The sequence below is a fragment of the Lysinibacillus fusiformis genome, from assembly GCF_003049525.1.
GTDB lineage: Bacteria > Bacillota > Bacilli > Bacillales_A > Planococcaceae > Lysinibacillus > Lysinibacillus fusiformis.
In genome coordinates this window covers 212395-232662 of the sequence record NZ_PYWL01000007.1, presented here as the reverse complement: position 1 = coordinate 232662, position 20268 = coordinate 212395, and the positions used below count along the sequence as shown (strand labels likewise).

Genomic DNA, 20268 nt, shown 5'->3' with positions numbered 1-20268 from the left:
CTCTGTTCGCTCGACTTGCATGTATTAGGCACGCCGCCAGCGTTCGTCCTGAGCCAGGATCAAACTCTCCATAAAAGAAATTTGATTAGCTCAAATTGTTTTGCTGGCATCAATTTTGATGTCCAAATTTTTGTTTCGTTCACTAGCTAGGCTAGTTACTTAAAACTTTATTGATTACGTTTTGCTTGTTCAGTTTTCAAAGTTCATTATTATCTCAGTCGTTTTCAGCGACTTCATTATGATAACTCGTTTATAACAAGAAGTCAACAACTTTTTTGTTTTTTTATTTTCAAAGTGTTTTGTCTTGTTAAGGACAAGTAATAATATATAATATAGCATTTTAAAAATCAAGCATTTTTTGAAAAAAAGTTAAAAATCTTTTTTTATATCAATAACAAACAATAGAGCGCTCCCTTCTAAAACAATAAATAGCAGTACTAACATGTTCAGCCATAGTCAAAAAAACAAGTAAACAAAGTATGGCCAAATAAATTAGATACTAACACTATTAAGAAAAACCAACCCCATCCCTTATAAGGTCCACTTGATCTTCTTTACATTACAGATCAAATAAATGATGGTACTATCAACATCATCAGCCATTCCAACGCTCATCGCATACGTATATTCCGTCCTATTATATAATAAGATGTAGAAAGTGAGTGCATCCCATTTTTCTCAACACTTATTCTGACGAAACTTCAAATGAACATGTTGATTTAACGAATCTTCTATCGTTATCTTCAATCTGGATTTTGGAATATCTATATATAGAAAGCATACGTCCAATGTAATCCTAAGTGCTTCTTGCATGCCTTGTATCCTATATAAATTTAGAGTTGTACTCTTTCCAATTAATTTGAGTAATTTAACAATGCATGTTATAATTTTTCATGAAGATGGATATAAAAAAAGGACCACTTGGTGTGTCACCACCAAATGGTCATGTAACAGACGAATCGCTTCAAAGGCGATTTGCATAATGAAGGAGTAAACCACTCACATGCTTGGAGGGCAGGGGCGGTTTACTTTTTTTTCTGAGAAAAAGTAAATGACAGAACAATTACCGAAACAATCAATCCACTAAAACTGATCATTAAGGACATTGCCTCGTAAGTTGTCATTAGCAACACCTCCTTCCCCTCCAGAAACCTGAAGAACGGGTGAAGAATGTATGCTTACCGCCCATGAAACCTCTATCTAGTTACCCCTTTATTATACCATTTTATGTGAATGAAATATAGTTTTTGGAAATTTAATTAGGATATAAATCTGATCATAACCTCTCGTCAATTCTTGTTACAAGCTCGCCGTTTGCTTCATCTCCCCTTTACATTTTTAGTATGATCTAGGCCTGGAGCCGCAATTAGGTTCCCGAATCCGATCAGCATTCTTTATTGAAAATGCGAATAAAAACTTTCCTTATCATTAATCTTTTATTTCCCCCTATCAGTAGTCTCATTCCCTACTATCAATAACGCTTTGTCCATTCCCCTAAGAACAGAGTCGCCATCATTAAATTAGAAAAGAGCATATGGGAAAATGCTATGATATTCGCTTACGTAGATGCTTGCTTTACATAAATAACCGACCTAGAACCAAAGTCATATCAATTACGAAATGGATGTATAAATGAATTTTTAGATCCCTATAAAATAAAACACATATATTTCCTTACTTCCATGTTGTACAATACAAAAAAGTAATACACATATAATAATGACTGGTTGCATATCTCTTAGCAATGCGAAACATCTATGGAGGGTCGTGTATGGGAACATTATTGGAAAATATGATTACATATGAAGTTGGCATAAAATTAGTTTTAGCAGCCACATTAAGTTTAGTCATCGGAATTGAAAGGGAATTAAAGAAGAAACCAGTTGGATTAAAGACAAGTTTAGTCATAGCAACATTCAGTTGTTTGCTAACCATTATTTCCATTGAAACAGCTTACTCCACCCCTTCTAGAGAAGATATAAATATTACAATGGATCCCCTTCGCTTAGCAGCCCAAATTGTCAGTGGGATTGGATTTCTAGGAGCAGGCGTAATTTTAAGACGTGGCAATGATAGCATCTCTGGTTTAACGACTGCGGCCATGATATGGGGAGCTGCCGGCATCGGAATCGCTGTAGGGGCTGGTTTTTATATGGATGCAACGTTAGCTGTCATTATCATCGTTTTCGGAATTGAAATTCTCTCTCCTTTCCTAATGAAAATTGGACCAAAACGTATTCGCATGAGAGAGATTTTACTAAAGGTTCAAATTGATGATGACAAACATACGGAATCCTTTCTATTATTCCTTAAGAACAACAATATCATCATCGAAAACATCCGTATTAAAGATGTACCTTTAAAAAATGATAATGTTTTACATGAGTTGGATTTACGTTTGTCCTTAATTGTTTCTGATAATTTACTGTCGTTTTACCGTTCATTAAGAACATTATCATATATTGAAAAAATCGAAATGGAAATTTTAAACTAGTTGGAGGATTTTTATGGCAGAATTATTTAAACTACTAAAGGATGGTAACAAACCTTCCCTGATGGCGGCTTGTGTCAATGCCTTTTTAGGTATTATTAAAGGCATTGCCTTTTTCTTAACAGGTAATGTGGCTATGTTCGCAGAAATGATGCATTCACTTGGAGATGCAGCTAACCAATTGTTCGTGTATATAGGCTCCGCTCTATCGAAAAAAGCACCTACAAAGAAATTCCCTAGCGGCTTCGGTCGTATTGTCAATTTAGTATGCTTATTTGCAGTTATTATCGTAGCAATTCTTTCTTATGAAACAATCAAAGAAGGATGGCATCATTTTATCCACCCTACTGGTGAATCAAGTGGGGTACTCATCGCACTTGGAGTTTTATTTATAGGTATTGTTTTAGAGGGTACAGTACTTGCTAAAGCAGCAGTAGAAGTATTACATGAAGCTGGGCAAGAAAAAGCAGGTATAACATCCATCCCAAAAGCTTTCAATTATTTAAACCGCGCCAAGCCTGCGACTAAATTAGTGTTTATGGAAGATTTAGTCGCTACAAGCGGAAATATTTTAGCCTTCATTGCTATTGTTATCGCTCATTTTACAGGGTGGACTAGAATAGAAGGTCTTGTTTCCATGATTATTGGGGCAATGATGTTTTATGTTGTTGGTAAAGTATTCTTAGACAATGCTCGGGGTGTAATCGGTGAGACAGATGAAGAAATGTTAAATCATATCGCCCATCTTGTGATGGATGATCCAAATATTAAAGATATTGTACGCCTTGAAGTCATTAAAGAAGGGGAGTTTTTACATGTTGAATTAGTGGCAGAAGCTGACCCTAAACTATCCTTAGCTTTTTTAGATGATGTTCGAGATCATTTGACAGAAGTTATTTTAAGTCAGAAAGGTGTATCGAAGGTCGCCATTTTATTTGATGAAGATGACGGAAAAGCTAGCTGGATACATCTTGGCGACAGACCTAATCATGAATTGTAGAAGCTAAAAAGCCAATTGCCTTGTTTTGATCTCACCCCAAAAAGTTAGACATCAATCTAACTTTACAGGGCAGTTCATTTCAGGCAGTTGGCTTTTTGTTAAACTGATATTAATTGATCCCGATCAAAATTTGTTTCCCTTAGATTGTCAGGGATGGACTCGTAGCTTACAAAGACTTGATTGGTTATCATAAATGTTAGGAATTGATTACTAACAACGGTCTTCTTAGTACCATTTTGTTGAATGACTATTTCTGAAAACATTAAAGTAGCTTGTCGATTGGCTAAAGCATATTCTTGGGCATTTAGAATATCCCTACCGTCCACATGACAGCCTAAAACAAAATGACCAGCAAAAGAATCTTTTAATACGTTAGGATGCATGGATCGGTAATGCACTTCAGAAATTGAATCTTCACGTTTCATGAATTGATGGGCTACCAAATAATGCTTTAAAGCACCTTTTAAATCAATTGCGATAACTGTATCTGCTAATATTGTTCGAAAATAAACCGGAACAATTTCAGCATCTCCTAAATATGGTTTTACCTCTACCACAATTTCCCCAGAAGGACGGACAAATAAATGTCCACTTGCCTTATTTACACCATTCGAAAAAGTAATGTTCGTTTGCCCAAAATGTAAACTTTTAAAGAAAATACTTTGATCAGCCATGTAACCCGTAACAATGTTATCATTTTCAATTTGTATCGATTTTGTTTCAATCCCCAAAACTTCTACACAATTTTGCATTTTATAAACATGCCGCTGAAATGGTATCTCTTTACAACTTAATGTAACCACACGATCCTTAAGCAATTGCTTCAACATTCGATCCCTCTCCCCTTTGTTTAAGTCATTATTTTAATAAAGGTGGCTAAACAGTTTCTGAACAACCCTACATTAATGGAGCTATTGCGACAAATACCATCATTCTCTAGCAATCACAAAGTCTAATATGTATTAAAATATCCAATTTTAGTTAAATATTTTGATTAAAATCATGACTTTTTTCACTTCTCTTAATAAAATTAACTATTACACCCCTTTGAATACCTAACTATTTCATTATATTGTAGGTCTTAAGAAACTTCTACGACAAAATTCAACAAGATTCGTTAATTTTTCTTAACCTTCAATAAAAAAGTGTGAGGCTAACTACATAGCCTCACACGCAATCATTATTTTAAAGGGAATTTTGTAAGATAGTACGTACATCTTTTTCTTGTAACTGATGGAAGTTTCCAAATGGACCATTTTGCATTGCATGCTCTACAATCTGCTGGAATTTCGAATCATCAATATTATAATCGGCTAAACGATTTGGTGCCCCTAATGATGACCAAAATGCTGATAAGCGATCGATCCCTTCATAAGCAACCTCTTCTACCGTTTTGTCTGTTGCATCCACCCCGAATACTCGTGTTGCTATACCCGCAAAGCGCTCAGGATTCACTGGTACACTTAAACGCATCCAATGAGGCTGAAGAATAGCTAAACCACCTGCATGCGGAATATCATATACTGCCGATACAGCATGCTCAATATTATGAGATGCCCAATCCCCACGAGATCCGATTGATAAGAATCCATTTAATCCAATTGTTCCTGCTAATAGAATTGTTTCACGTAACTGTGTATTCTCTAGATCCTCTAATAATTGAGGTGCTGTCGTAATAACCGTACGTAATACACCTTCACACATTTCATCAGTGATTGGTGTATTCGTTGTATTATGGAAATACTGTTCGAATACATGTGACATCATATCAACGATTCCATAAACCGTATGATTTTTAGGTACAGACACCGTATACGCAGGATTTAAGATTGAGAATTTCGGGAATGCCGCAGGGCTACCCCAGCCTAATTTTTCTTCTGTAGCGGCATTAGTAATAACTGACCCAGAGTTCATTTCAGAGCCTGTAGCGGCCAAGGTTAAGACAGTTCCTAATGGTAAAGCTTGTTCTACAAATACCTTGCGTTTAACGATATCCCAAGCATCCCCATCATATTTTGCACCAGCAACAATTAGTTTGGAGCAATCAATAACAGAACCGCCACCAACTGCAAGAACTAAGTCAATTCCCTCTGTTTTACAAATTTCAATACCACGTCTAGCTGTTTCCACGCGTGGATTAGGTTCTACACCACTTAATTCAAAAATTGTTTTATCTGCTTGCTGTAATTTGTCAATAACAGCGTCGTAGACACCATTCGTCTTGATGCTACCGCCACCATATACAACCAATACTTTTTTTCCATACTGCTCTAATTCCTTCGGTAACTTTTCCAGTGCATCTTCACCAAAATGAAGTTTCACTGGGTTAAAAAATGTAAATGAATCCATTTAATTCGCCCCTTTCTAGTTGGATTTTCTCATATTTCTGTTCTAGAAAGCAAAGATAAACGTTCGGCATACCTGTTTAATTAGATTCCGTTTGGACGATTTATTAAAGGGTTTTATAAGGGGAATGCATTCTAACATTTCTTCAAATTTGTAAAGAGACGCAAAAAAACGAGTCCTCCCATTAAATATAGGAGAAACTCGTTGTAAATTGAATATTCTTAAACCCATCCGCGGAAGCGTGAAGCTTCTGCAGTGCGGCGAACACCAACCATATAAGCTGCTAAGCGCATGTTAATGTTACGTGTTGTAGCTGTTGTATAAACATTATCAAATGCTTCAACCATTTTTTTGTATAGACGTTCTTCAACTTCTTCTTCTGTCCAATAATAACCTTGGTTATTTTGTACCCATTCAAAGTAAGAAACTGTAACTCCACCAGCAGATGCTAATACGTCTGGTACAAGTAAAATGCCACGTTCTGTCAAAATTTTAGTTGCTTCAGCAGTTGTTGGACCATTTGCTGCTTCTACTACGATATTAGCTTTAATATTGTGTGCATTGTCAGCAGTAATTTGGTTCTCAATTGCAGCAGGTACTAAAATATCACAATCAAGTTCTAATAATTCTTTATTTGAAATCGTGTTTTCAAATAAAGTTGTTACAGTACCAAAGCTATCACGACGATCTAATAAATAGTCGATATCTAAACCTTCTGGATCATGAAGTGCACCATAAGCATCCGAAATACCGATTACCTTTGCACCTAAATCATGCATAAATTTCGCAAGGAAGCTACCTGCGTTACCAAATCCTTGAATAACAATGCGCGCACCTTTAATATCAATACCGCGTTTTTTCGCTGCTTCTTCGATTACAATTGTAACACCTTGTGCAGTCGCACGGTCGCGACCTTGTGAACCACCAAGAACTAGTGGCTTACCTGTGATAAAGCCTGGAGAGTTGAATTCATCCATACGGCTATATTCATCCATCATCCATGCCATAATTTGTGCATTTGTAAATACGTCTGGCGCAGGAATATCTTTTGTTGGCCCTACGATTTGACTTATAGCACGTACATAACCACGGCTTAAGCGCTCGATTTCGCCCATAGACATTTGACGAGGATCACAGATGACACCGCCTTTACCACCACCATATGGTAGATCGACAATACCACATTTCAATGTCATCCACATTGAAAGCGCTTTAACTTCCTCCTCAGACACTTGTGGGTGGAAACGAACCCCACCTTTAGTTGGTCCTACAGCATCGTTATGTTGTGCACGGTAACCAGTAAATACTTTTGTTGTACCATCATCCATTTTCACCGGGATACGTACTTGTAGCATGCGAAGCGGTTCCTTTAGTAATTCATACATTGCTTCATCATAGCCAAGTTTGTTTAGAGCATCTTGAATGACATCTTGTGTTGATGTGAAAAGATTTAAGTTTTCAGACATTATTAAATCGCCTCTTTGTTTTATTTAATGATAGTATATCGGCATCATTGTAACATACTTCCGAATTAAAATGTGAACATTTTGTTAAAGATTAAATACTTTTTCAATTTGTTCGATTGACCAATCTAAATCCTCTTGTGAAATAACAAGTGGTGGAGCAAAACGAATAACTGTATCATGTGTTTCTTTACATAATAAACCTAATTCTTTTAGTTTTTCACAGTATGGACGAGCTGCCTCTGTTAATTCCATACCAATAAATAAACCACGACCACGTACCTCTTTAATAACTGGGTTATTAATTTCTCTTAACTTACCTTTGAAGTATTCACCAAGTTCATGTGAACGTTCAGCTAATTTTTCATCTAATAATACTTTAATAGATGCAATTGAAACTGCACAAGCTAAAGGATTTCCACCGAAAGTTGATCCGTGTGAGCCTGGGTTGAATACACCTAGAATATTACGGTTCGCAGCTACACAAGAAATTGGGAATACACCGCCACCTAATGCTTTACCTAAGATGTACATATCTGGTTCTACTTCTTCCCAATCACAAGCAAACATTTTACCAGTACGTGCTAAACCTGCTTGGATTTCGTCAGCAATGAATAATACGTTGTTTTCACGGCAAAGTTCGCGAGCTGCTTTTAGGAAGCCCTCTGTTGGGATAACAATACCAGCTTCACCTTGAATTGGTTCAATTAAGAATGCTGCTGTGTTTGGTGTAATAGCTGCTTTTAATGCTTCAAGATTACCGTAGTCTACTAATTTAACGTTTGGTAACATTGGACCGAAACCACGACGGTATTCCTCATCAGAAGAAAGAGATACAGCAAGCATTGTACGACCATGGAAGTTACCATTACATGCAATCACTTCTGCCTTGCCTTCTTCTACGCCTTTTACATCATATGCCCAACGACGAGCTGCTTTAAATGCAGTCTCTACTGCTTCAGCACCAGTATTCATTGGTAATACCATTTCTTTATTTGTTAACTTTCCTACTAGCTCATACCATTCACCAAGGTTTTCACTGTAAAATGCACGTGAAGTCAATGTTACTTTATCAGCTTGCTCTTTTAAAGCAGCGATAATTTTTGGGTGACGATGTCCTTGGTTTACAGCTGAATAAGCTGATAACATATCTAAATATTTGTTACCTTCTGGATCTTTAACCCAAGCACCCTCAGCCTCTGAAATTACGATTGGCAGTGGATGATAGTTTGCTGCACCATAATTTTGTGTTTGTTCAATAACTTGTTGAGTTTTTGTCATATTCTATTCTCTCCTTACTAAATGATGATAAAAAATCTATGCAAGAAAGGACTATGTATTTCTGTAAGTAGAATAATTAAGAATTTAGCAACAATTCAAACGGTCAATTTGCAAACTCTCCCCAAGTAACTACATAATTGGCTACGATATTAGCCAACGGTCGTATTACTTGGAGAAGTTCCACAAATTCTGTCACAATGCTTCATTTACTACTTAATTAAAATAGCCCTAACGTCAATGTAAAATTAAAGCATTTCTGAAGTTGTTTTTGCTTGCATGTGAAGTTGTAGGTAGTCAGGGCCACCAGCTTTTGAGTCTGTACCTGACATGTTGAAACCACCAAATGGTTGGTAGCCAACAATCGCACCTGTACAGCCACGGTTGAAGTAAAGGTTTCCAACATGGAATTCTTCACGTGCTTTTTCTAAGTTTACGCGGTTTGTCGTAATGACAGCACCTGTTAAACCGTATTCTGTATCGTTAGCAATTTCAATCGCTTGATCGAAATCTTTTGCTTTTGCGATCGCTACTACTGGTCCGAAGATTTCTTCTTTCATAATACGTGCAGAAGGCTCTACGTCAGCGAATACGGTTGGTTGTACGAAATAACCTACTGAATCGTCAGCTGTACCACCAGCTACTAAACGACCTTCGCCTTTACCGATTTCGATGTATTCCGTAATTTTATTGAATGCTGCTTGGTCAATAACCGTTGCCATGAAGTTGCTGAAATCTGTTGGATCTCCAACTGTTAAAGCGTTTGTTAACTCTTCTACACGGTTCACCACTTGGTCATACACATCTTCTACGATGACAGCACGAGAACATGCTGAACATTTTTGACCAGAGAAACCAAAGGCTGATTTCACGATCGATTGTGCAGCTAATTCAAGATCTGCTTCTTTATCGACAACGATTGTATCTTTACCGCCCATTTCAGCGATTACGCGTTTGATCCAAATTTGACCATCATTTAGGACAGATGCACGTTGGTTAATACGTAAGCCAACATCACGTGAACCTGTGAAGCTGATAAAACGAGTTTTTGGATGATCAACTAAATAATCCCCCACTTCAGCACCAGAACCTGGTACAAAGTTAACAGCTCCTGCTGGAAGACCTGCTTCTTCTAATACTTCGATAAATTTATACGCTACTACTGGTGTTGTAGAAGCTGGTTTTAGTAATACTGTATTACCTGTTACTAAAGCAGCTACTGTTGTACCAGCCATGATCGCAAATGGGAAGTTCCAAGGTGAGATGACGATACCAATTCCTAGTGGAATATAGTCATAACGGTTGTATTCACCTGGACGGCTTTCTACTGGTTGACCGTTTTTAATACGTAGCATTTGGCGACCATAGTATTCTAAGAAGTCGATTGCTTCTGCTGTATCTGCATCAGCCTCTGCCCATGGTTTCCCTGCTTCTTTTGTTAATAATGCTGAGAATTCGTGTTTACGACGACGAATAATAGCGGCTGCTTTGAAAAGAACATCAGCACGAATAGCTGGATCAACCTTTTTCCAAGTTTTGAATGTTTCATCTGCTGCTTGCATAGCTTTTTCAGCTAAATCTTTGCTCGCTTTTGACACACGGCCAATAACTTCTGTTTTCTTTGCAGGATTGTACGAAACGATTTTATCTTCAGTTGTAATACGCTCGCCACCGATAATAAGTGGGTAGTCTTGCCCTAAGTAACCTTCAACTTTATTTAAAGCCTCTACATAAGCATTGTAGTTTGCCTCTTGTGAAAAATCTGTGAATGGTTCGTGTTTGTATGGAATCATACTTAATCCTCCCTTGTGAGATATATTTGGGTATGCAAAAAACATTGACGCAAAATATCTTTGCGTATAAAATATTCTTACACTTATTATAATGCAAAATTTCGTTGCATATTTCAAGTAAAAAATTTTTGAGGTGCACATTTTTATGAAAAATTCTGAACCTTTACTACCTTTTTATGAGTTTATTGCAACAAATGTATCCGTTGGTATTCATGCAGTAGACCTATCCGGCAAGACGATTATTTATAATACAAAAATGAAAGAAATTGAAGGATTCCATTTTGATGAGCTAGCGGATCGTTCGATTATTGAAATGTTTTCCTTCCGTCAGCACGAAAGTACCTTAATGCGTGTATTACAAACTGGAAAGAAAGAAATTAATGTCAAACAATCCTATTGGAATAAAAATGGGCATGAAATTACAACCATTAATGATACTTTTCCACTTATTGTAGATGGAAAACTGATTGGGGCAATAGAATTTGCGCGTGATATTACATCATTAGAAAAGCTTGTTTATCAACCCCTTCGTCGATATGATGAGCCTTTGACGTTCGACATGATAAAAGCTGAATCTGAAGCAATGAAGCAGGTCATCGAAAATGCTAAAAAAGCAGCGGCTGTAAAATTACCAGTATTATTAATTGGGGAATCTGGCACAGGCAAGGATTTAGTGGCTGAAGGTATTCACCACGCTGCTTCACCAGATCCTGAAGCCTTTATGACTCTTGTTAGTCGTCGTTCCGCTCAATCAGTGCTTGATAAATTAAATCAGCTTTTAGAAGAAGATAAAGACTATACCTTTTTCTTTGAGCGCATTGATTTTTTAAGCTTAGATATTCAAGAGCAATTATTAGATATACTCCAGTCCCTACCGCAGTCCAAGTACATGTTAATTGGCAGTGTAGGTAGCGACCCAATTACATTAATTGCTGAAAAAAAGCTGTCCAAATCACTTTATTATTTCTTTGCAACGATGGCTATTACTATTCCCCATTTAACTGATCGAAAAGAAGATATTCTCCCATTTGTGGATGATTATTTTAGCCGACATCGAGAACGATTTGCTTCACAGGTTACAGAGCTAGCACCAGATGTACAGGAATTATTCTTACAATATGATTGGCCTGGCAATTTAAAGGAACTCGAGTTACTATTGGATGAAATTGTTTCATTTATGACAATAGAGTCTACGGTAACCTCCGATTTATTGCCGCTGCATTTCCGCTTCAAGGTACAGCAGCAAGATACCAACAATCGAGAACCTGAATTCTTTATGTTCCATCAAAATCATGATGTCATGCCATTAGATGCTTATTTGCGCGAAGCCGAATCATATTATGTGCAAAATGTCTTAAATTTATATGAGGGCAATATTACAAAAGCCGCGAATGCACTTGGGATGAGTAGACAAAACCTTCAATACCGAATCCGAAAAATAAAAAAGCAATAACATAAAAACAAGGATACCTTCACGTTGAAAGTATCCTCGTTTTTTATTGTCCAGATTGCTCAATCCAGTCCTGTAATTTATCTTTTAAGGAATTAAAACCATTCGCATCCGATTCATCTACACGGTCCTGCAATGATTTGCGTGGTGGTGCTTCTTTTTTTCTAACTGTTGCAGGGCGTTCCTGTAGCGCTCTCATCGATAAACTAATTTTTTCGGCCTCTTCATCGATTTCAAGTATCTTGACCTCTACTTCTTGCCCAACAGCTAAAAATTCACTAACATCCTTCACAAAGCCGTATGTTATTTCCGAAATATGCACAAGGCCTTGCGTATTGTCATCTAATGCAACAAATGCACCGTATGGTTGAATACCTGTAACTTTTCCAGTCAACACGTCTCCTAATTCATATTTTTTTACCATAACCTTTGCCCACTTTCTTTTGGTTTGCTACGTATATATCGGTTAAATTATAACATACGTGTAAAATCGGGGCAAAAAATCTCCTTATTCAGAAATGGCTGTAATGATGCAACGTTTTTCACCTTTTCCTATAGTCTCTGTACCTAATTGGAAGGTTAAGCGTTGGCCAATCAGTTGAACTGATTCTGATTTCACGTCTACTTTTATCGTTGTTTGGGATGTATCAGTTGCATAAAGAACTGTAAAATGTTCCATACCATCATATTGAACCACTTTTTTCACATCTACATCTTGAGAAACTAACTGTTTAATGGTTTCTTGATCGCCTTTTCCTTGTGCATATAAGAATAAGCTAACGACGTTCATTGGATTTAATGAATCTAGGATGGTATCATCTTTGCTTGATATATAAGCATTGTATAAACCTTCAGTTTGGATAATCCAACGGTAATCAATTTGTAAGCTCGTCGAACCATCTGTTGATTCAATATAGACTTCATTACTTAAATATGAAAGCTCCATTCCAATATCATGTCTTGTAAGATTATCAATTGTTTTGGATGTTCCTTTTTCTTTAAATTCTTCATGGATAAATTGTGCAGTTAATCGCATCGATTCTCCATACTTTCCATTTGCAGCGGCATTTAAAAACTCAATATGTTCGGGCGAATATCTACTCATGTCATCCATACCTTTTAGAAGTAAAAGCCACGTATTTTCGAAATCTTTCTTTAAATCCCGTAATAGGAAATCAAGTCCTCCTATTGATAGGTCCGATACTAATGTTCTTTCATATAATTTTAAAATTCGAGCAGTTTCTTCTGTAGAAAACCGTAAATTTTCACCTTCCAATAATGAGCCAGTAGCCCAATATTTAAACAGACCTAATATGTCAGAGTGAAGACGATCAGTATATGCTGGTGCATTTTTCTGAAAAATGGGATCTGCTCTAAAGCTAAAGTTATTCCCATCATTAGACAACTCAAAATACTGTTTTTTAGCCGTAGCGATTAATTGTTTTAGTTCTTTGGGATAATTCCCCTCTTTTTGTGATAGTACACTACTATAAGGAGAAAGTTGATTAGTATAATATTGCAAAACATCTTTCGTTGAATAAAAATAATTGCTAAAAAAATATCGAGATTCTTCATATGACATAGAGCTTTCAAATGAGTTGATTTGCTCTATTAACTCCCGAGGTGTTTGCAAATTATCTAGTATTTCTTGCTCCAACTCCGCTAAATATTTTGGATTATCCATCATTCTATTAACAACTAATTTTTTATTTCTAGCTTTATCATTGTATTTATTATCAGCGATTCCAATAAACGATAGTTTCCTAAAGTCTTGTTCGGGTATATGGAGCTCCTGGCGTGTTTTTTCGCGTTTTTCCTGATACCTTTTTTGTAAGCTTGAGAACCATTCTTCATAGCTACTCTCTATCTTTTCTTCATTTGAATGCACGGGTGTTGACGGATGGAACATATATGACGACATTAAAATTCCAACTAATAACACACTGGCGATGCTCGCAATCCAAACAGCAGGCTTTTGCCATTTTGTTGAAGGCTTTGGAGCCGTTTTATTGATTTCTTGAAATTCCCTTTTGGCATCCTCATTTTCAATTTGCTGAAGAACATGCTGTGGTTCTAGCTTTGATTCCATTCGCTCATAGGATTTTTTCAGTAGTGCCATACGTTGATTAAATTGTTTATCATCCATTTTCAACACTCCCCTCTTGCATTAATGCTGCCTTCAACTTTTCTTTCGCACGTAATAACCGTACCTTAACCGTTGATAATGAAATATTTAAAACCTCTGCGATTTCTTCATATTTTAGCTCGTGGAAATAATACAGTACGATAGGGTACCGATATTTTTCATCTAAGGCTTGAATAGCATTGTGTAAGAGTTTATCTTCTTCAAATAATAGAACATCGTCTTCAGCAGAGAGGAAAATGGTTTGCCTTTGCGCATTAAGCTTGTCCTCTTTTGCCAGCTCTCTCTGTTCCTTACGATAATAATCACGTGTAGCATTCAATGTAATTTTATAAAGCCACGTCGTAAATCGATCCTGTTTAAATTGATGTAAAAAGCGATACAGTTTAACAAATACCTCCTGTGAAACATCTGCTAAATCATTGCTATGTACGCCACACTGAAAGGCAAACTTTTCAACTGTTTGTTGATGAATTCGAATAAGATCGATATAGGCTTCTTTGTCCCCTTGCTGTGCCCTAACTATTAATTCAGCCTCCTCCAAGGCAATCCCCTCCTTTTGTTTATGGAACGACAGAACCTCCCTAATTGTTACATATTAAGGATGTTATTTACTCTTAAAGGAGGAACCTTACTAAAACGCCATCACACGCTATATAAATTGGCTCTTAATGGAGAAATCGCCCCCATCAATATTCTGATATTTGCTTGTGTTATGAAAATATTGGGGTAAAATAAAACTTTAGTACAAGGAGGCTTTATTTTTGTGTCATCGAGAGATCAATTTACAACTAAAATTGGGTTTATTTTAGCTGCTGCCGGAAGTGCTATAGGGCTAGGAGCCATTTGGAAATTCCCTTATATGGCTGGTACTAATGGTGGTAGTGTCTTCATCTTATTATTCATTTTATGTACATTCTTTATCGGCTTACCAGTACTCATTGCAGAGTTTATGATTGGTCGTCGTGGACAAAAGGATGCTGTCACATCCTTTAAAGAACAAGCACCAGGAAAGCCTTGGTATTTAATTGGTTGGGGTGGTATGGTCATTGCGGGCCTTATCTTATCTTTCTATAGTGTTGTAGGTGGGTGGATTTTAAGCTATTTGGGCCGTGCCTTTACGTTTAAGCTAACGAATGCAGGTTCTAACATCAACTACGCAGATTTATTTGACCATATAATATCGAGTCCATTTGAAGCAGTGCTTGTGCAAGGGCTATTTATGTTATTGACAGTAGTCATTGTATCAGCCGGCATTAAAGGTGGCATTGAGAAAGCCAGCACATGGATGATGCCGCTCTTATTTATTTTCTTCATTATATTAGTCATACGCTCTTTAACATTGGATGGTGCAATGGAAGGCGTTAAATTTATGTTTGTGCCTGATTGGTCTTACTTGAATGCTGAAACATTTTTAATGGCATTAGGACAAGCATTTTTCTCATTAAGTGTTGGTATTGCTGTGATGATTACCTATGCTTCATATCTATCAAAAACCGAGAAAATTGGTAACTCAGCAATCAATGTAGCGTCCATGAACATAATCATCTCTTTACTTGCTGGTCTTGTTATTTTCCCAGCAGTATTCGCACTTGGCTATACACCTGATCAAGGACCCGGCCTCGTATTTATTATTTTGCCAGCTGTTTTCGAGCAACTGCCTCTCGGTGGTCTATTCTTAACCATCTTCTTTATATTATTACTATTTGCCACAGTTACATCTTCCATTTCCATGTTAGAAATTGTCGTGGCAATTGCAATTGGAGATAAACCAGAAAAAAGAAAAAAAATTGCCTGGATTGGTGGCATCATTATCTTTATTGTTGGTATTCCTAGTGCGCTGTCATTTGGTATACTATCAGATGTGAAGATGTTAGACCGTTCTATTTTTGATTTTGTTGATTTTATGACCAACAATATTGGAATGCCTATTGGCGCTCTGCTAATATCAATTTTTGCAGGTTATTATTATACAAAAGATATTTCTCGTAAAGAGCTAGCCGCATCTAATTGGATGTTTACAATTTGGTACATGTTAATTCGCTATGTGTCCCCAATTGCTATATTAATTATTTTCATTCAAGGTATTTTACCAATATTTAAATAAGGAACTAGAGCCTCTATCATGTCAATGCAAAAAGAGGTTGTCGTAGGACAACCCCTTTTTTTATAGGAAATATGCAAAATATTTTAAATAATACATTTTGCTTCAAATTTAATAGCAATCAGTTTGTAAGAGATGGCTACACAATCCTCAAAAGGAATCCATTGCTCAAACGAATGCTCATATGTTTCTTGAATTACTTTTGCAAGCGTAGATGGATCATCGATTCCTTGCAATGCCGCTACAACATCTGCTGTTTCCGTATCATAATGGTCTGGACCTAAGTGGAATGGATCCCACTCCTCTAGCAGATGGACAGCTGCTTGATTCATTTTTACATTTTCCAAAATACTCACCTGTTATCCTTTGATCATAATCGTATGATACCATAGTAAATAAAAAAGAAAAGAGTGATTTGCTTGTCTATTTTTGATCAAACTATCAAACGTCGTTGTACAAACTCCGTAAAATGGGACGCAATGAAAATGGTTTATGGACTAAACGATGCGTCCGATATCTTGCCAATGTGGGTAGCTGATATGGATTTTGCTGCTCCAACAGCCGTTTCAAAAGCATTGCAGAAACATGCTGAACGCACTATTTTTGGTTATAGCTTTATTAGTGAGGAAGCAATACAGTCAATCGTGGACTGGCAAAGTACTCGTCATGATTGGCAAATTGACAAGGATTCCATCGTATTCTGTAATGGTGTTGTGGCTGCCTTAGCAAATAGCATTGTTGCCTTTACTAATCCGGGAGATAAAGTCCTTATTTCCACACCTGTTTATCCACCATTTTTTAACATACCAAAAAGCAATGGGCGCGAAGTGGTAAGCTGCCAACTAGTTGAAAAAAATGATGGTACATTTATCGTTGATTTTGAAGCTTTTGAACAGGCACTAGCTCAAAATGTCAAAGCCTACATATTATGCAATCCTCACAATCCTGGCGGTTATGTATGGGACGAAGCTACTTTAAAGGAAATTGTACGACTCTGTGCTCAATACGATGTCGTTATTATTTCAGATGAAATTCATGCTGATTTAATGATAAATGGTGAAAAACATATTCCTATTGCCAAAGTAGCAGGCGATGAAATCAATCGTATTGTAACGTGTATGGCTCCTACTAAAACATTTAATTTAGCAGGTATTCAGGTTTCCTATATGATTGTGCCAGATAAGAACAAACGTCTACAGCTTGAAGCCGTGAATATGGCAAGTGGACAAGGTTCATTAAATACTTTTGCCTCTGTAGCATTGCAGGCTGCGTATACGGAAGGTTCCCCTTGGCTAGATGAATTGCTGCCGTATGTTTCAGCAAATATGGATTATGTCAAAGAAGAGTTAGAGCAGATTCCAGGCATTCGCATCATTAAACCACAATCCACTTATTTAATATGGATTGATTATAGAGAGCTTAAGCTTGAAGAAAAAGATATTATGAACCGACTATTAGAAATTGGTAAACTGGCATTAGAGCCAGGGACAAAATACGGTGAAGAGGGTCAAGGCTTCTTACGTATGAATGTAGCTTGTTCATTTGAAACAGTACGAGACGGCGTAGAGCGCTTTAAAAAAGCGTTTGAACAATAAAAGCAAGAGAAGGAATCCCGATTATTTAGGATTCCTTCTTTTTAGATGTTTAAAATCCTTAATATGTGGAAAAGTTTCTTAACAATCGGATGGAAAAAGGGGTGTTTTCAATGGACTTAGTTCCTTTAATAATTCAGCGTGCCTATATGACATTCTTGTTTCCCTTCGCCTACCAAACAAAAGATCGGCAAAAGATTGGTAATATCCTTTTAGAAGAAGGGTTTTCTTTTTTTGAATTGAACAATATTACTCTTGAAAATACCTTTTATGGAGACATAACAATCATACATGAAGAGCTTGCCCAATTTTTTTATCCCTTTCTTGAAGACAAATTATTCCCAAACAAAATGGATAGCCCAGACTTTCTTCGTTTCTCAAAAGCATTTTATACACAAGGGGCCTTACACCATCAAGAAAATTGTATAAACTATGAGCTTATGAGCATCGATGTAACGCTATGCCCTTTCGGCAATGGCATCGTCACTGTACGAACAAGCATTGACACCCCTTATGACATTAGTGATATTTTAAATTTCATTCATTACTTTAGGGTGCTGGAGGCAAAATTGCGAGAGGAAAAGGGAGCAAGTCACCATTTCTCGTTCGGTCATTGTGATTCTACGAGTGAGCTATTATTTAACTATTTTATCCCCTTCTTAAAGCCTTTTTTACAGCACCACCAAGATCATAGGTATGAAGGATTGCCCTTTTTTGAAGATGAACGAATGTTTTCCTCAGCCTATTTAATGTGTGATGAACAAGCAGAACTTTTACCTGAGCATCTTTTTCGATTAGGGCAAGTAGATGGAAGAACACCTGATGGCAAACCCTTTATTTCAAGCACAAATTCTCAATATATTTCAAACTATGTACAGGAACACGCCCATACACGCTGGGCACCCAATAGTTATATTATCTCTTCAGCGCAGGCGCAAATGACACTTACAAATAAGCCATTTAAACATTGTTCACATAGCATTCAGGAGTTTATGGGTACTCACTATTATAATTTGTTCATTCATTATTTTTATAAAATGATGCTCTTAAAGCTATCCTACGAATACAGTGAAATAAAGTGGGGAAAAGATAAACAAATTGTCAATGAATTAATCGAACTAATCACAAAGTTTTCTGCACGTTATTATTTCGAAGAAGTCGTTGTTCGGACTGAAGGTCGGGAAATTTCTCAAATGCTACGAAAGCATTTCCGTATCAATGAACATTATGTAGAAACAAAAGCGACATTGAACAGCTTATATCGAACACAAGAAGATCAGTCTGATAATCGAAGTAATAATTTACTATTTATTTTAACTGTATTTACGGTTATATCCGGTATATACGGAATGAATTTAGTCATTGAAGAATGGAAGGACAGTAGTGATTTAGATAGTGTTTGGAGCTATACGCCGTTCGAATGGGTTGCCTTTATTACCGCCATGAGCGGGATTGGCCTATCCATTGTACTCGTTTGCTTCAATGCCTTCAAAACACTACAAAACATCGTTCGTCGTTCTAAAAGAAAAATTTAAATAAAAGAATCTGTCTCCATTGGAGGCAGATTCTTTTTAATTAGACATTTTGTTGGTTGTTTGTACTTTTCTTTTCTGCTAGTATACGTGCTTCAATTTCTTTTGATTTAATTTCCTGTTTCTTAGAAATTTTACGGAAAAGCGTAAACACGACTACACACAAAATAAGCATGATTAAAAATTCAAATGCTGCTGGAATATATCCTGATTTATCTTCAGGGAAATATAAAAATTGATACATTAAGTTTTCCATGCTCTACACGTCCTTATAATTATTATTCAAAGACTGTAATTGACTCAATTTTCACATCTTCTAATGGCTTATCACGGGGATCTTTTTCTACATCCGCAATTTTATCCACAATATCCATTCCTTCTACAACATGACCGAATACAGTATGTTTATGGTCTAACCAAGGTGTACCGCCATTTTGTGCATAAGCTTCGATAATTTCCTCTGGGAAGCCTGCTCCCTGTAATTGACGAAGCATATCGCTTGGAAGATGTTTCATTTGAACGATAAAGAATTGAGAACCATTTGTGTTTGGACCAGCATTAGCCATTGATAGCGCACCGCGTAGGTTAAACAATTTATCTGAGAATTCATCTTCAAAAGAATCTCCCCAAATTGATTCTCCGCCCATACCTGTTCCAGTTGGGTCCCCACCTTGAATCATAAAGTCTTGAATAACTCGATGGAAAATGATGCCGTTATAATAACCTGATTTAGCATGACCCAAAAAGTTTTCAACAGTTTTTGGTGCAAACTCTGGGAACAATTTAATTTTAACTGCCCCTAATGTTGTGTTCATTTCTACAAGCACTTCGCCTGCTTGTACGTCTGTTGTTAATTGTGGAAACATGGAAGTCTCTCCTTTAATGATAATTTTCAGTTTCAATGAAAAAGATGACAATTCATCCTTCTTGACCTCATTTTAGTCTAACATACTTCCGATTGGTTTTCTTCATCAAAGTATTGACGATTTATGCACTTTTAACTTCCTCTCTCAAAACAAAGGAAATAGGTCTGACCGAGTATTTGGAATCAATCCAAAATATGTTATTCTGTTGAA

The 20268-nt window shown here is 36.7% G+C and carries 18 protein-coding genes and 1 rRNA gene; 6 read left to right on the top strand and 13 right to left on the bottom strand.

The window, feature by feature from the left end; genetic code table 11:
• Together C9J29_RS16755 and C9J29_RS24760 are read right to left on the bottom strand one after the other, a co-directional pair.
• Positions 1-75: ribosomal RNA gene (locus tag C9J29_RS16755) — 16S ribosomal RNA — on the bottom strand; the annotation flags it as partial.
• 950 nt (positions 76-1025) lie between these two features.
• Entirely contained in the window at positions 1026-1124 is a 99-nt protein-coding gene (locus tag C9J29_RS24760; RefSeq protein ID WP_220273102.1) for a putative holin-like toxin, read from the bottom strand.
• A gap of 647 nt (positions 1125-1771) precedes the next feature.
• Between C9J29_RS24760 and C9J29_RS16750 the strand changes: the two genes are divergently transcribed.
• The gene (locus C9J29_RS16750; protein ID WP_008178169.1) at positions 1772-2494 is read left to right on the top strand and encodes an MgtC/SapB family protein; all 723 of its coding nucleotides are present in this window, start codon (positions 1772-1774) and stop codon (positions 2492-2494) included.
• A 13-nt stretch (positions 2495-2507) separates the two neighbouring features.
• Positions 2508-3491: a cation diffusion facilitator family transporter gene (locus C9J29_RS16745; protein WP_008178167.1), complete on the top strand. Its 984-nt coding sequence runs from the start codon at positions 2508-2510 to the stop codon at positions 3489-3491.
• Positions 3492-3589: 98 nt separating this feature from the next.
• On the opposite strand, the gene C9J29_RS16740 is transcribed toward C9J29_RS16745, so the two are convergent.
• The 5 genes from C9J29_RS16740 to pruA all read right to left on the bottom strand — a co-directional run bounded on the left by C9J29_RS16740 (position 3590) and on the right by pruA (position 10371).
• A complete protein-coding gene (locus tag C9J29_RS16740) occupies positions 3590-4321 on the bottom strand; it encodes a hypothetical protein (protein ID WP_008178166.1) in 732 nt (243 codons plus the stop codon).
• A gap of 355 nt (positions 4322-4676) precedes the next feature.
• Entirely contained in the window at positions 4677-5840 is a 1164-nt protein-coding gene (locus C9J29_RS16735; protein ID WP_089986785.1) for an iron-containing alcohol dehydrogenase, read from the bottom strand.
• Positions 5841-6058: 218 nt separating this feature from the next.
• A complete protein-coding gene (locus C9J29_RS16730; protein WP_107922475.1) occupies positions 6059-7303 on the bottom strand; it encodes a Glu/Leu/Phe/Val family dehydrogenase in 1245 nt (414 codons plus the stop codon).
• 84 nt (positions 7304-7387) lie between these two features.
• Positions 7388-8581 carry an ornithine--oxo-acid transaminase gene (locus C9J29_RS16725; RefSeq protein ID WP_008178160.1) on the bottom strand — a complete coding sequence of 398 codons (1194 nt, stop codon included), beginning with the start codon at positions 8579-8581 and terminating at the stop codon, positions 7388-7390.
• 245 nt (positions 8582-8826) lie between these two features.
• Positions 8827-10371, bottom strand: a complete 1545-nt coding sequence (pruA, locus tag C9J29_RS16720) for an L-glutamate gamma-semialdehyde dehydrogenase (protein WP_036119850.1) — start codon at positions 10369-10371, stop codon at positions 8827-8829.
• Between the two features lie 145 nt (positions 10372-10516).
• On the opposite strand from pruA, the gene C9J29_RS16715 reads away from it, so the two are divergent.
• Positions 10517-11824 (top strand): sigma-54-dependent Fis family transcriptional regulator, encoded by a 1308-nt coding sequence (locus tag C9J29_RS16715; RefSeq protein WP_008178156.1) that lies wholly within the window; start codon positions 10517-10519, stop codon positions 11822-11824.
• 43 nt (positions 11825-11867) lie between these two features.
• Here C9J29_RS16715 and yugI read toward each other — a convergent pair whose 3' ends face one another.
• The 3 genes from yugI to C9J29_RS16700 form a co-directional block, all read right to left on the bottom strand.
• The gene (gene yugI, locus C9J29_RS16710) at positions 11868-12245 is read right to left on the bottom strand and encodes a S1 domain-containing post-transcriptional regulator GSP13 (RefSeq protein WP_008178152.1); all 378 of its coding nucleotides are present in this window, start codon (positions 12243-12245) and stop codon (positions 11868-11870) included.
• 84 nt (positions 12246-12329) lie between these two features.
• Positions 12330-13967: a hypothetical protein gene (locus C9J29_RS16705; RefSeq protein WP_107922474.1), complete on the bottom strand. Its 1638-nt coding sequence runs from the start codon at positions 13965-13967 to the stop codon at positions 12330-12332.
• Positions 13960-14508 (bottom strand): RNA polymerase sigma factor, encoded by a 549-nt coding sequence (locus C9J29_RS16700; RefSeq protein WP_008178147.1) that lies wholly within the window; start codon positions 14506-14508, stop codon positions 13960-13962. Before C9J29_RS16700 ends, C9J29_RS16705 begins: the two co-directional genes overlap by 8 nt.
• Before the next feature lie 222 nt (positions 14509-14730).
• Here C9J29_RS16700 and C9J29_RS16695 point away from each other — a divergent pair, with 222 nt between their 5' ends.
• Entirely contained in the window at positions 14731-16071 is a 1341-nt protein-coding gene (locus tag C9J29_RS16695) for a sodium-dependent transporter (RefSeq protein WP_008178145.1), read from the top strand.
• Between the two features lie 83 nt (positions 16072-16154).
• Here the strand turns inward: C9J29_RS16695 and C9J29_RS16690 are convergent, their stop codons facing one another.
• Positions 16155-16415 (bottom strand): DUF1871 family protein, encoded by a 261-nt coding sequence (locus C9J29_RS16690; protein WP_008178143.1) that lies wholly within the window; start codon positions 16413-16415, stop codon positions 16155-16157.
• Between the two features lie 72 nt (positions 16416-16487).
• On the opposite strand from C9J29_RS16690, the gene C9J29_RS16685 reads away from it, so the two are divergent.
• The gene (locus C9J29_RS16685) at positions 16488-17663 is read left to right on the top strand and encodes a MalY/PatB family protein (RefSeq protein WP_008178141.1); all 1176 of its coding nucleotides are present in this window, start codon (positions 16488-16490) and stop codon (positions 17661-17663) included.
• A gap of 110 nt (positions 17664-17773) precedes the next feature.
• Positions 17774-19195, top strand: a complete 1422-nt coding sequence (locus tag C9J29_RS16680; protein WP_089986173.1) for a magnesium transporter CorA family protein — start codon at positions 17774-17776, stop codon at positions 19193-19195.
• Positions 19196-19235: 40 nt separating this feature from the next.
• Here the strand turns inward: C9J29_RS16680 and C9J29_RS16675 are convergent, their stop codons facing one another.
• Positions 19236-19448, bottom strand: coding sequence for a hypothetical protein (locus tag C9J29_RS16675; RefSeq protein ID WP_008178137.1), 213 nt, complete (start codon positions 19446-19448; stop codon positions 19236-19238).
• A 22-nt stretch (positions 19449-19470) separates the two neighbouring features.
• The gene (locus C9J29_RS16670) at positions 19471-20058 is read right to left on the bottom strand and encodes a peptidylprolyl isomerase (RefSeq protein ID WP_012292385.1); all 588 of its coding nucleotides are present in this window, start codon (positions 20056-20058) and stop codon (positions 19471-19473) included.
• Between the last annotated feature and the right edge of the window lie 210 nt (positions 20059-20268).